A 12,459-nucleotide genomic window follows, 5' to 3' on the forward strand; every position below is an offset into this window, starting at 1 on the left:
TATCAACCGTATCAAGGAAAAAACAAAATGTTGAACAAGCGAATCAGCCTGATCGCTCTGGGGATGTTGAGCGCTACACAGGCCATGGCGAACGACCAGGCCGAATCCAAGGGTTTTGTTGAAGACAGCAGCCTCAAAGTGCTGCTGCGCAACGCCTACATCAACCGTGACTTCAAAGACGGCAACCCGGATAAATCCGAGTGGGGCCAGGCGGCCATCGGCACGTTCTCGTCCGGCTTCACCCAAGGCACCGTGGGTGTGGGCGTGGACGCTTTCGGTCTGTACGCACTGAACCTGGAGCGCAGCGAAGACCGTAGCGGCGCGCAAGGTATCGATTTCTTCAAAAAGGGCGACAGCGGCCAGCCGGCTGACGACCTGTCCAAGGGCGGCGCAGCGATCAAGTTCCGCCTGTCCAGCACCACCCTGACCTACGGCGACCAGATGCCGGCCCTGCCGGTGCTGAACTACGACAACTCGCGCCTGCTGCCGGAAAGCTACACCGGCACCCTGATCACCTCCAAAGAGATCAAAGGCCTGCAACTGGACGCCGGTCGTTTCACCGCCGAATCGCGCAAAAGCGCTGAAGGTCGTGACAGCGGTGGCTTGAAGTCGATCAACGTATTGGGCGGTAGCTACCAGTTCACCGAACAGTTCAAGGCTGCGCTGTACGCTTCCGACGTCGAAAACGTGCTGAAGAAACAATACGTGAACGCCAACTACGTGTTCCCGATCGACAAGGATCAGTCACTGACCCTGGACTTCAACGGCTACCGCACCAAGCTGGAAGATTCCTACGTTCGCGAAAACGGTATCACCGGCGACGACAACAAGATCTGGAGCCTGGCGGCCACCTTCGTCACCGGCCCACACTCGTTCACCCTCGCGCACCAGCGCAGCACTGGCGACAGCAACCTGGGCTACGCCTACGGCGGCTACCAGAAAGATCAAGGTCGCGTCGGCGACGGTGGCAACACCATCTACCTGGCGAACTCCTACTGGTCCGACTTCAACGCCGAAGACGAACGCAGCTGGCAGTTAGGCTACGGCCTGGACTTCAGCACCTTCGGTGTACCGGGTCTGAGCTACAACGTGGCCTACGTACACGGTGACAACATCACCACGTCCACCAGCGAAGGCGGCACCGAGCGCGAGATCTTCAACCAGATCAAATACGTCGTACAAAGCGGCCCGGCCAAAGACCTCAGCGTGAAACTGCGCAGCTCGGTCCTGCGTGTGTCGCAGAAGTCCAGCGAGTACAACGTCGGCGGCAACGAAGTGCGTGTGTTCGTGGATTACCCGATCAACATCTTCTGATGATGGGTTGTGGTCTCGAGGCCTGATCAGAGGCTGAGAAAATAAGAGGCCCCGACTGGTTCGTAATGCTGTTCACTTAAGGACGAACACTGTATCTGTGGCGAGGGAGCTTGCTCCCGTTGGGGCGCGAAGCGGCCCTAAAAATGGGACTGCTGCGCAGTCCAACGGGAGCAAGCTCCCTCGCCACAGGTTGCTTGTTGTTCGCACTATCTCTTAAGTGGGCAGCATTACGACTGGTTCGGGGCTTTTTTGTGCTGTTGATATGCTCATGTCGTCATAACTCGATTTTGGTAACACGTCTTGCGAACGTGTCGTCCGCGGCGACATGTTCGGAAGACGTGTCGCAAAAAGTGGAAAATTGCGACACGTCTTAGCACTTCAAATCGATTGCTCGCATATACGGCAGTGCCGTATATTTGGGCCCATGTTCACGATTATCGAAACCGAAATTTTCAAGCGTTATGCTGAATCCATCTGGGACGATGGCGAACGTCATTAATTCATTACCTGGCTGGCGGCTAATCCGTTGGCCGGCGACGTGGTTCCTGGCAGCGGTGGTCTACGCAAGGTCCGTTGGTCCCGTAGCGGGATGGGCAAACGGGGCGGTACCCGTGTCATTTACTACAACACGCTTTCGGAAGGCTCTATCTGGTTGTTAATCGCCTACACCAAGGCGAAATTCGACAATTTACCCGCAGCCTTCCTTAAACAGCTGAAGGAGGAAATCAGCAATGGTCAATGACCTGGAGCAATTCCAGCAGGACTTGCTGGACTCTGTGCGTCAAATGAAAGCAGGCAAATCCGCTCGTGTGACAGAGGTGCCGTTGTCTGCCGCAGCTGAAGCACGGGCCAAAGTCGGTGTGTCTCAAAGTGCATTCGCCAAGCTGATTGGAGTCAGTTTGCGAACGCTGCAGGATTGGGAGCAGGGGCGGCGGCAACCGACGGGAGCGGCGCAGACGCTGTTGCGTGTGGCGAGTCAGCATCCTGAGGCATTGCGTGACCTTCAAGCGATTTAACTAAAAAGGCAAACTCCCTTCTCAACACATCGCCGAAATTGAAAAAGTCGGCAGGTCTCTCGAAGGGAGCGAGTACTTTGCTGCCTTCTCTATCATTCATTACGCCACGTAACGAATGAAGTTCCCGTCCCCACCTTTATCCCCTCCCGCCAACCTCCTACATTCATCTCCAACGCCTCTCCCATCATCCCGACGGGAAGGTCACTGGAGTTTCCCTCATGCCTTTCGTAAGCGTACGCATCACCCGCGATGGCGTTACCCCTGAGCAGAAAGCCCAGGTGATCGCCGAAATCACTGAAACCCTGGAGCGCGTCCTCAACAAGCGCCCTGACCTGACCCACATCGTGATCGAGGAAGTCGACACCGATAACTGGGGTTACGCGGGAATCACCACCACCCAGTACCGCAAGCAGCTGGCTGAGGCGGAGGGACAGTCATGACGTCCTCCGTCACCATCGATTTCATCTCCGACGTGGTGTGCCCCTGGTGCGCATTGGGGGCGACGGCGCTGGAGCAAGCGATCGAGAACGTGGCCGGGGAAGTCTCGGTCCAGCTGACTTATAAGCCGTTCGAGTTGAACCCGGATATGCCGGCCGAAGGTGAGCAGGCGGTCGAGCACCTGATGCGCAAGTACGGGAGAACCGCCGACGACGTCGCCGCCGGCAAGGCGATGCAAATCGCTCGCGGCGAGGCCATCGGCTTCAAGTTCGATCTGGAGAAGCGCACGCATTTCTACAACACCTTCGATGCACACCGGTTGTTGCTGTGGGCGTTGCAGGAAGGCCGGCAAGTCGAGCTGAAGAAGGTTTTGCTTCGGGGCTATTTCAGCGAAGGCCAGAACCCGAGCGATCAGTCGACGCTGGTGCGTCTGGCGGCAGAAGCGGGGCTGGATGCGACAGGTGCGAGAGAGGTGCTGGCGTCCGGCGCATTCGCCAACGAAGTGCGTGAGCTGGAAATGCATTACCGCCAGCGCGGCATCAATTCGGTCCCGGCCATAGTGCTGAACGGTCGCCACCTGGTGTCCGGTTCGCAATCGGTCGAGTACTACGAGCAGATGTTGCGACAAATGGCGAACGCCCCGGTCGACGCCTGATTACAGATTTTCTACCCCACTTTTAATTGTCAGAGGTCTTCATCATGAGCATTTCGAAAAAAGTCATCGTTATTACCGGCGCATCCCAGGGTCTCGGCGACGGTATGGTCAAAGCCTTTCGTGAACTCGGTTACCGGATCGTCGCCACTTCGCGCTCGATCAAGCCGTCTACCGATCCGGACATTCACACCGTGGCCGGTGACATCGGCGAGCCGGAAACCGCCCAGCGCGTCATCCGTGAAGCGATTTCCCGTTTCGGCCGCATCGATACCCTGGTCAACAACGCCGGGATCTTCATCGCCAAGCCGTTCACCGCGTACACCGCAGAAGACTACGCCAATGTGTTATCGGTGAACGTCAATGGCTTCTTCTACATCACCCAACTCGCCATCGCCGAAATGGAAAAACAGGGCAGCGGCCACGTCGTCAACATCACCACCAGCCTGGTGGACCACGCCATCGACGGTGTGCCATCGGTATTGGCTTCGCTGACCAAGGGCGGCCTTAACGCCGCAACCAAATCCCTGGCCATCGAATACGCCAAGCGCGGGATTCGGGTGAACGCGGTCAGCCCTGGCATTATCAAGACCCCGATGCACGGCGAGGAAACCCATGCCGCGCTGGGCAATCTTCACCCGGTCGGACACATGGGCGAGATCGATGATATTGCGCAAGCGGTCGTGTATCTGGACGGCGCCAAGTTCGTCACTGGCGAAATCCTGCATGTGGACGGTGGTCAGAGCGCGGGTCACTAAAAGCGCTTTTCCAAACCCCGGAAACAACAAAGCCCTCGTATTGCTACGAGGGCTTTGTTTTGTATGGTGCCGGCACCAGGAATCGAACCCGGGACCTACTGATTACAAGTCAGTTGCTCTACCATCTGAGCTATACCGGCGTGTCAGGGCGACGATTATAGCGATTGGATAGGTTCTGTAAACCCCTGAATTTTGACTATTTTTGCACGGGCTTCAGGTCAGGCGCGCAGCAGGGTTTTCTTGAGTTTCTGAATGGCTTGCCAGGTTCGACTGTTTTGCATTGCGCGCAGCTGTGCTTCGGCCTGTTCGGCGCGTTGCAGGGCGGCGGCGAGCTGGTTTTCGGTGTCGCTGATGGGGTGGCTGAAGTTGTGGCCTTTGCAGAACCGGAATTCGTCCAGGTTGCACGGCGGGATGTCGAAGGCGGGTTTGAGGTTCAGGTGTTCTTCGGCGAGGTAGTAGGTGTTGATGCCGTCGAACAGGATGGAGTGGTAGCCGGCGTCGGTGACGAGAGTTTCCCAGGTTTGGTCGCGCTCCCACGGGGTTTCGATGAGGATGACCCACGGTCGCCACCGGGTGAAGTCCATGCCGCGCAGGACGGTCTCTTCGTGGCCTTCGACGTCGATCTTCAGGAAGTGGATGGCGCGCCCCTGGGCGTGTTCTTCGCAGATGGACGTCAGGGTGCGGGATTGGACGGTTTGGCTGCGCACGTCCATGCCGGCGTCTTTGTGCATCTGTGCCATGGCCGGGTCGGCGGTCGAGAGGCCGGTGCCGGCGATGCCGTAGAAGGTCAGGCTGTCGGCGCTTTCGCCGGCCACGCATTGCAGGTTGGTGTCTTTGGGGCGTTGCTGGCACAAGGCTTCGTAGTAGTTGGGCATCGGTTCGACGTTGATGCCGGTCCAGCCGTTGTCGTAGAACGCCTTGGTGACCGAGTCATGGGTCGGATCGTTTGCACCGACGTCGATGTAGAAGCCGTTCTCGACGGTTTTGAGGGCGCGCCACAGGCGTATGTCTTCGAAATTCTGTGCGTAAGAAATGAACGTCACTGGCGCATCCTGTCGGAAGAATGTTCTTGTTCGTGGCCGCGCTGCTGGCGCCCTAGCGTGTGTGTATAGCAAGAGTAATGAAACGGTGCAATTTCCCCTGCTTGCGGTCCGGGATTAGGCATTTATGTCCTTTTCGCTGAGTGCTTATGCACAATGCGATTTAAAACGCACTAAGTGAAACCCGAATTTGTGGACCCGTTCTCATTTGTTCGCAAATGCCTGTTTTTACAATTTTTTATGTGGGCGTACAAAAATTGAACAGTGTGGTTTTGCCCCTGAAACAGGCGTGGATATTGGATCCACGATAATTCCATCAACAGACTTATCCACAGGCTGGGTGTGTTTAAGCGCGTTCGGCCAGGAGCAGGAAATTACGCGGCGTAAGTTGGGTGTCGCAGAAGGTGCCGATGCGGACGCTGTATCCCTGTTCGGCGAGGAAAAGTGCCCGGTCAAGGACCAGCCAAAGCTCCAGAGGACGTCGGAAAAGTCCGCGTAGTAGCTCAAGATTGCGTACTTCGGCCAGTCGCTGCCAACCGGCGGCTTCGAGGGCTGGCCAATCTTGGAGGCCGATTGTGGATAACTCTTTAAGTGCGGCCAAGTGATGGCAGTAATCGGCGAAGGATTTGTCCAGCCAGGCGCTGGGGAGGGAAGGGGTTGGCAGGTACTCGTCAATGCCGCGCTGTTGCCGTTGCAGCAGGTCAAAGCCCAGACGCCTGGCCATGGAGGTGTCGCGTTGACGTCGCACGCGGGCACCGGCGGTAACGGTTTCGCTCATTGGCAACGCAAGGTCGTCGAGGGAAAGCTGTAAGCCGGAGCCTTTGGCGGCCGAGGAAATCGGTGAGTATTCGGTAAGACTGATCCGGTTGTAGCAGCACGGCGCAAAGGCAAGTTGTTTGCAGCCTGTCGCGCTGGCGAGTTGAATCAGCCGTACATGTAAATCACCGCAGGCGTGCAGCGCAACGGGTGTGTGGTACGCACTCAGTAAATTAGCTGCGTCTGCCGCGAGCACATCCTGTTCGATATGCAGCGCATGCAGGTGATGGCGTTGGCTGAGTGCCTGGCCGCTGGTTACCAGTGCCGGGTCGTATTCCAGGCAAGTCAGTTGTTGCCCCGGTTGCAGCAGGCGGCGCCCCAGATGTCCCTTGCCCGAACACCAGTCCAGCCAATGCTTCGGTGTTTCGGAAAATTGCAATCGACTGGAGAAGGCTTCGATCTGCTGCCATTTGCGCCCCGGTACATCGACGTTCAATCGATGGCCGGCCGCTTCGAGCACGCGTGCGGGCAATTCATCCACAGCACTCAAGGCAACGGATGTTGCCGCCAACGAAGCAAAAGGTTCCGGTGCGTGCAGACGATCAGGTTGGTTGTGAGCGTTCTCCGCGTCTTCCAGCGACCGCTCGCGTAGCCATTCGGCCAGAGCAGGGTAGGACGCTTCCCAGGGAAGCTGTAGATGAGTAAACGGACGAGGTTTCCACAGTGCCTGATGCTCTCTCAGAAAAGCATCCAGCGCGGTGAAACGAGCGAGCAAGGCCTCGCCCGTCAACACGCCCGTATCAACGCCCTTGACAGGCATCGACGCGCAACCAGCGCTCCAGCAGCTTGAAGCCGCGCACCAGCACATAGGCCATCAGCAGGTAGAACATGCCCGCGGCGAAGAAGATCTCCACCGGCAGGTAGGTCCGGGCAATGATGGTGCGGGCCATGCCGGTCAGTTCCAGCAACGTCACGGTGCTGGCCAGGGCACTGGCCTTGAGCATCAGGATCACTTCGTTGCTGTAGGCCGGCAGGCCGATGCGCGCGGCGCGCGGCAGCATGATGAAGAACAGCGCCTTGGGCCTGGACATGCCCAGTGCTCGCGCCGCCTCGATCTCGCCCGGTGGAATCGCCTGAATGGCGCCGCGCAGGATTTCCGCAATGTAGGCGGCAGTGTGCAGGGTCATGGTCGCCGTGGCGCACCAGAATGGATCGCGCAAGTATGGCCACATCGAACTGTTACGAATGACGTCGAACTGTGCCAGTCCGTAGTAGACCAGGAACAGCTGAACCAGCAGCGGCGTACCACGGAAAAAGAAGATGTAGCCGTAGGGAAATGCCCGCACCCACCACAGGCGCGACGAGCGGGCGATGCCCAGCGGAATCGCCAGCAGCAAACCGGCGATCACGGCGATGGCCACCAGTTCCAGGGTCAGGGTTGCGCCCTGGGCCAGTTTCGGCAGCCACTTGATGATGACTTCCCAGTTCATTGGGTGCTCCTCGCGAAGCCGCGAGCGGCGCGTTTTTCCAGGAAGTGCATACCGGTCATCGCCAGAACAGTCAGGCCCAGGTACATGAACGCGGCGACCATATAGAAAGTGAACGGCTGTTTGGAGACGGTCACGCCGATTTGCGCGTGACGCATGATTTCTTCCAGGCCGATCACCGACACCAGCGCGGTGTCTTTCATCAGGATCATGAACAGGTTGCCCAGGCCGGGCAGGGCGATGCGCCACATCTGCGGCATGATCAACTTGGTGAAGATCCGCCATTTCGACAGGCCCAGGGCCACGCCGGCTTCACGATGGCCTTTGGGAATGGCGAGGATCGCGCCGCGAAATACTTCCGTGGCGTAGGCGCCGAAGCACAGGCCCAGCGCAATCACGCCGGCGGCGAAGGCATTGAGTTCAAGGTCGGGGTTGCCGAAGAACTCGCCCAGGGCACGCATCAGGTTGACCGTGCCGAAGTAGATCAACAGCACCCAGAGCAATTCCGGGATGCCGCGAACCAGGGTCGAATAAGTGCCGCCAAGCCATTGCAGCGGCTTGTACGGGGAAGTCTTGGCCAAGGCGCCGAGCAGACCGAGCACCAGCCCCAGGCACAGGGCCGAGAGTGCCAGTTTCACAGTCATCAGCGCGCCAGCGGCGAGCGCCGGGCCGAATCCGTAGAGGTCGATAATCATGGATTTCTTTTCAAATCGCGGCAGGCAATGCCGGGGACCGGCGTCCGTCAAAGGACGGCGCCGGTCAGGCAGTCAGGATCAGTAGATGCTGAACGGGAAGTACTTGTCGTTGATCTTCTTGTAGGTGCCGTCAGCAACGATTTCTTTCAGGGCTGCGTTCAGCTTGACGCGGATCGGGTCGTTTTTACGTACAGCGATACCGATCTTGTCGCTTTCTTCCACCGGGTCGCCCTTGAATTCGTAAGGCTTGCCGGCGTCGCTTTTCAGCCACTCATAGTTGACGTACTTGTCGGCCAGGATGCCGTCCAGACGACCGGAAGTCAGGTCGAGGTAGGCGTTTTCCTGGGTGTCGTAGAGCTTGACGGTGATGTCGTCACCGAAGTGGTCTTCCAGGAAGGTGCCGGCCAGGGTCGCGCGCTGGGCGCCGATGATCTTGCCTTTCAGCGCAGCCTTGTCGGTTTTGAAATCGACGTTTTTCGGCGCGATGAACTGCAGCTTGTTGGAGTAGTACGGGTCGGTGAAGTCCACCGCTTGCTTGCGCTCGTCGGTGATCGACATCGAGGAGATCAGGAAGTCGAACTTCTTGGCGTTCAGGGCCGGGATGATGCCGTCCCAGTCGGAGGTCACGACGGAGCACTCGACTTTCATCTTGGCGCACAGGGCGTCGCCGATCTCTTTGTCGAAGCCGACGACATTGCCACTGGCATCTTTATTGTTGAACGGCGGGTAAGCCGCTTCGATGCCCATCTTCAGGGTCTCGGCCATGGCACCGGCGCTGAACGCCAGGGTGACGGCGGCAGCCAGGAAGATCTTTTTGTAGTTCTGCATGTGGATAGCTCCGTTAGCGGTTGCTGGACATGAATTGTTTGCAGCGTGCCGAAAGCGGGTTTTCAAACACCTGCTGTGGCGATCCTTGCTCTTCTACCAGGCCCTGGTGGAGGAACACCACTTCGCTGGAGACCTGACGGGCGAAGCCCATTTCGTGGGTCACGAGCAGCATGGTGCGGCCTTCTTCGGCCAGTGCGCGGATGACATTAAGTACTTCCTGGACCATTTCCGGGTCAAGCGCGGAGGTGGGCTCATCGAACAGGATGACTTTGGGCTGCATGGCCAGGGTGCGGGCGATGGCCGCCCGTTGTTGCTGGCCACCGGACAGTTGCGCAGGGTAGGCATGGCGCTTGTCGGCAATGCCGACCTTGGCCAGCAGGGCTTCGGCGACTTCGATGGCCTCGGCCTTGCTCTGGCCGAGCACACGGCGCGGGGCTTCGATGATGTTGTCGAGCACGCTCATGTGCGGCCACAGGTTAAAGTTTTGAAACACAAAACCGATTTCGCTGCGCAGGCGATTGATCTGCTTGCCGTCGGCGGCAACCAGTTCGCCATTCTTTGCGGCCTTGAGCTTGAGTTCTTCGCCTGCAACCAGGATCTGGCCCTGGTGCGGGTTTTCCAGCAGGTTGATGCAACGCAGGAACGTGGACTTGCCGGAGCCGGAAGAACCCAGGATCGAGATCACGTCGCCGTCGCGGGCGGTCAGCGAGATGCCTTTGAGCACCTCCAGCGAACCGTAGCGTTTGTGCAAGTTGCGGATTTCAAGCGCGGGCGTGGCCTCAGCCATGTGCGTTCCTCATATATGTTGCGCTCCTGCTGTTGGCGGCCTTCCTGACGAGGCGGCCAACCTAGCATAGCGTTTCAATGGCAGCCAACAGCGCTACGGACGGTAAACGGCTGGCGTGTGGCAGGTTGTCGCATCGGCGCAGCAGACTGTCGCCCCATCAACAACCGAACAGCCGTTTGAACCTTGCTCGTCGATAAAAAGCGCGGTGGCTGTCGCAAAAAAAGGCGCGATGTTGCCAGCTTTGACGGGGTGTTGGAAGCGCTATCCGGCCAAATGCACCGGTTGTGCACTTTTAATGTGCGCAGGGCCATTTTCAGGTGTGTTTCCGGTGCGCTGATTTGTCACGCAAAGTGGGTCGCAGGGTAACGTTCTGGCGAAGTGCCATTAAATTCAATGGGTTGCGATGACCGTCCGGTCAAAGCGAGATCGCCGGGCTAGAGGGATTTGTAACATTTTGGCGCAATTATTGCGTGCAGAATCCAGAACGCCCTGTTGGCTTCTTTTTACGAGAAGGATCGCCGAACGGGATGCATGCATTCGCTTCTCCTTACAAAGGTAGTTTTAATGAGCAGTACCCAAAGCTCTAATGGCCTCGAACAGGGGCTCAAACCGCGCCACGTGACCATGCTGTCGATTGCCGGGGTTATCGGCGCCGGCTTGTTCGTCGGCTCGGGTCACGCCATCGCCGCTGCTGGTCCAGCTGTTCTGTTGGCTTACGCCGCCGCCGGCATGTTGGTGGTGTTGGTGATGCGCATGCTCGGCGAAATGGCCGTTGCCTCGCCGGACACCGGTTCGTTCTCGACTTACGCCGACCGCGCGATCGGTCACTGGGCCGGCTTCACCATCGGCTGGTTGTACTGGTGGTTCTGGGTTCTGGTGATCCCGTTGGAAGCCAACGCTGCCGCGACCATCCTGCATGCCTGGTTCCCAGGCGTGGACATCTGGGCCTTCGCCCTGGTCATCACGATGCTGTTGACCGTGACCAACCTGTTCAGCGTGAAGAACTACGGTGAATTCGAGTTCTGGTTTGCCCTGATCAAAGTGTTGGCCATCATCGGTTTCATCATTCTCGGCGTAGCGGCGATCTTCGGCTTCCTGCCGAACAGCCAGGTCAGCGGCGTTTCGCACTTGTTCGACACTCAGGGCTTCCTGCCAAACGGCATGGGCGCGGTACTGGGCGCGATCCTGACCACCATGTTCTCCTTCATGGGCACCGAGATCGTGACCATCGCGGCCGCGGAATCGAAAAACCCTGGCAAGCAAATCTCCAAGGCCACCAACTCGGTGATCTGGCGGATCGGCTTGTTCTACCTCGTGTCGATCTTCATCGTTGTGGCCCTGGTGCCTTGGAACGACCCGGTACTGGCAAGCCTGGGCTCCTACCAGACTGTGCTTGAGCGCATGGGCATCCCGAATGCCAAGATCATCGTCGACATCGTGGTACTGGTTGCTGTGACCAGCTGCCTGAACTCGGCGCTCTACACCTCGTCGCGGATGTTGTTCTCCCTGGGCAAGCGCGGTGATGCACCGGCCATGTCCACGCGCACCAACAAAAGTGGCACGCCTTACTGGGCGGTGATGTTGTCCACCGGCGCTGCGTTCCTGGCAACATTCGCCAACTACGTGGCCCCGGCTGCGGTGTTCGAATTCCTGCTGGCGAGCTCCGGCGCTATCGCGCTGCTGGTGTACCTGGTGATTGCGATTTCGCAACTGCGCATGCGTAAGCAGCGTATCGCGCGCGGGGAGAAAATCGCCTTCAGCATGTGGCTGTTCCCTGGCCTGACCTACGCGGTGATCATCTTCATCGTTGCGGCCCTGACCATCATGCTGTTCCAGGAAGCCCATCGTGTGGAAATTCTCGCGACCGGCTTGCTCAGCGCCCTGGTAGTAGCGGCCGGCTTGCTGGTTGCGCGCCGTCGCAAACTGGAAAAGCGTGGCGCGGTGGTGCTGAACTGATCCATACCGCGTAATGCAAAACGGCCGCTGTCAGTGATGACAAGCGGCCGTTTTTGTTTCTGTCGATTGCTCTGTGTTCATTCGACATGAACCCAGTCTTCTACACGTAACCCCGGAACGCGCTCGAACTCCCGCAGGTTGTTAGTGACCACGATAAACCCGCGTGAGCGTGCGTGTCCGGCAATCATCTGGTCGTACGGGCCTATGGGTGTGCCAGCTTTTGCCAGTTCGGATCGAATCATTCCTGTGTGCGCTGCTGCTTCGTTGTCGAAGGGCAGAACTTCAAGCCGGGCGGCGAAGCCCTCGATGACCGCCAGGTTTTTTTCGGGGGCTGCTGATTTTTCCGCTCCGTAGATCAGTTCCATCAGCGTTATCGCACTGATGCACAGTTGGCCGTGATGACGGTTGAACGCCTCCCTTACCACCTGCGGTTTGTTCTTGATGGTGAAAATGCAGATGTTGGTATCGAGCATGTACTTGATCATCAGAACGACTCGCGCTCCTGATCGGCGGGTTGTTCGCGATCGGTCATGAAGTCTGCCGTGACGTTTTCGCCATCGAACCAGCTGTCCCAGGTTTCACCGGCAGGCGTGATGATGCGGGTTCTGCCGACGGCCACGACGTCAACGCGCTTGACATCGCTGGGCATGGCAACTGCCTTGGGCAGGCGAACGGCCTGGCTTCGATTGCTCATGAAAAGGGTTGTCTGCTCCATTTTGACCTCCTGCGCTG

General features: G+C 58.3%; 15 protein-coding genes and 1 tRNA gene. 7 read left to right on the plus strand and 9 right to left on the minus strand.

Annotated features, from left to right (window positions below; translation table 11 throughout):
* Window positions 1-27 precede the first annotated feature (27 nt).
* From AC07XF_RS05200 to AC07XF_RS05225, 6 genes are all read left to right on the plus strand, one after another.
* Window positions 28-1,314 carry an OprD family porin gene (locus tag AC07XF_RS05200; protein WP_495025663.1) on the plus strand — a complete coding sequence of 429 codons (1,287 nt, stop codon included), beginning with the start codon at window positions 28-30 and terminating at the stop codon, window positions 1,312-1,314.
* Window positions 1,315-1,816: 502 nt separating this feature from the next.
* Window positions 1,817-2,056, plus strand: coding sequence for a hypothetical protein (locus AC07XF_RS05205; protein WP_495025747.1), 240 nt, complete (start codon window positions 1,817-1,819; stop codon window positions 2,054-2,056).
* Window positions 2,046-2,330: a helix-turn-helix domain-containing protein gene (locus AC07XF_RS05210; RefSeq protein ID WP_178087166.1), complete on the plus strand. Its 285-nt coding sequence runs from the start codon at window positions 2,046-2,048 to the stop codon at window positions 2,328-2,330. Before AC07XF_RS05205 ends, AC07XF_RS05210 begins: the two co-directional genes overlap by 11 nt.
* 218 nt (window positions 2,331-2,548) lie before the next feature.
* On the plus strand, window positions 2,549-2,770 hold the full coding sequence (locus AC07XF_RS05215) for a tautomerase family protein (RefSeq protein ID WP_447787940.1): 222 nt from the start codon (window positions 2,549-2,551) through the stop codon (window positions 2,768-2,770).
* Window positions 2,767-3,423, plus strand: coding sequence for a DsbA family oxidoreductase (locus tag AC07XF_RS05220; RefSeq protein WP_495025664.1), 657 nt, complete (start codon window positions 2,767-2,769; stop codon window positions 3,421-3,423). The genes AC07XF_RS05215 and AC07XF_RS05220 overlap by 4 nt, the downstream gene beginning before the upstream one ends.
* Before the next feature lie 44 nt (window positions 3,424-3,467).
* Window positions 3,468-4,178 (plus strand): SDR family NAD(P)-dependent oxidoreductase, encoded by a 711-nt coding sequence (locus AC07XF_RS05225; protein WP_223511786.1) that lies wholly within the window; start codon window positions 3,468-3,470, stop codon window positions 4,176-4,178.
* Window positions 4,179-4,242: 64 nt separating this feature from the next.
* Here AC07XF_RS05225 and AC07XF_RS05230 read toward each other — a convergent pair.
* The 7 genes from AC07XF_RS05230 to AC07XF_RS05260 all read right to left on the minus strand — a co-directional run bounded on the left by AC07XF_RS05230 (window position 4,243) and on the right by AC07XF_RS05260 (window position 9,771).
* A tRNA-Thr gene (locus AC07XF_RS05230) sits at window positions 4,243-4,318 on the minus strand.
* A gap of 78 nt (window positions 4,319-4,396) precedes the next feature.
* Entirely contained in the window at window positions 4,397-5,221 is an 825-nt protein-coding gene (locus AC07XF_RS05235; RefSeq protein ID WP_495025665.1) for an FkbM family methyltransferase, read from the minus strand.
* Between the two features lie 343 nt (window positions 5,222-5,564).
* Window positions 5,565-6,794: a methyltransferase gene (locus tag AC07XF_RS05240; RefSeq protein WP_495025666.1), complete on the minus strand. Its 1,230-nt coding sequence runs from the start codon at window positions 6,792-6,794 to the stop codon at window positions 5,565-5,567.
* The gene (locus tag AC07XF_RS05245; RefSeq protein ID WP_495025667.1) at window positions 6,775-7,464 is read right to left on the minus strand and encodes an ABC transporter permease; all 690 of its coding nucleotides are present in this window, start codon (window positions 7,462-7,464) and stop codon (window positions 6,775-6,777) included. The genes AC07XF_RS05240 and AC07XF_RS05245 overlap by 20 nt, the downstream gene beginning before the upstream one ends.
* Complete coding sequence (locus AC07XF_RS05250) at window positions 7,461-8,156, minus strand: ABC transporter permease (protein ID WP_007972786.1); 696 nt, start codon at window positions 8,154-8,156, stop codon at window positions 7,461-7,463. The genes AC07XF_RS05245 and AC07XF_RS05250 overlap by 4 nt, the downstream gene beginning before the upstream one ends.
* 78 nt (window positions 8,157-8,234) lie before the next feature.
* Window positions 8,235-8,984, minus strand: coding sequence for an ABC transporter substrate-binding protein (locus AC07XF_RS05255; RefSeq protein ID WP_495025668.1), 750 nt, complete (start codon window positions 8,982-8,984; stop codon window positions 8,235-8,237).
* Between the two features lie 13 nt (window positions 8,985-8,997).
* The gene (locus AC07XF_RS05260) at window positions 8,998-9,771 is read right to left on the minus strand and encodes an ABC transporter ATP-binding protein (RefSeq protein WP_007972784.1); all 774 of its coding nucleotides are present in this window, start codon (window positions 9,769-9,771) and stop codon (window positions 8,998-9,000) included.
* Window positions 9,772-10,335: 564 nt separating this feature from the next.
* Between AC07XF_RS05260 and gabP the strand changes: the two genes are divergently transcribed.
* Window positions 10,336-11,727, plus strand: a complete 1,392-nt coding sequence (gene gabP / locus AC07XF_RS05265) for a GABA permease (protein WP_495025669.1) — start codon at window positions 10,336-10,338, stop codon at window positions 11,725-11,727.
* A gap of 77 nt (window positions 11,728-11,804) precedes the next feature.
* On the opposite strand, the gene vapC is transcribed toward gabP, so the two are convergent.
* Window positions 11,805-12,212 carry a type II toxin-antitoxin system tRNA(fMet)-specific endonuclease VapC gene (gene vapC, locus AC07XF_RS05270; protein ID WP_495025670.1) on the minus strand — a complete coding sequence of 136 codons (408 nt, stop codon included), beginning with the start codon at window positions 12,210-12,212 and terminating at the stop codon, window positions 11,805-11,807.
* Window positions 12,212-12,442, minus strand: a complete 231-nt coding sequence (gene vapB / locus AC07XF_RS05275) for a type II toxin-antitoxin system VapB family antitoxin (protein WP_495025671.1) — start codon at window positions 12,440-12,442, stop codon at window positions 12,212-12,214. Before vapB ends, vapC begins: the two co-directional genes overlap by 1 nt.
* Between the last annotated feature and the right edge of the window lie 17 nt (window positions 12,443-12,459).

This window comes from Pseudomonas sp. GW821-FHT01C01 (assembly GCF_059422645.1).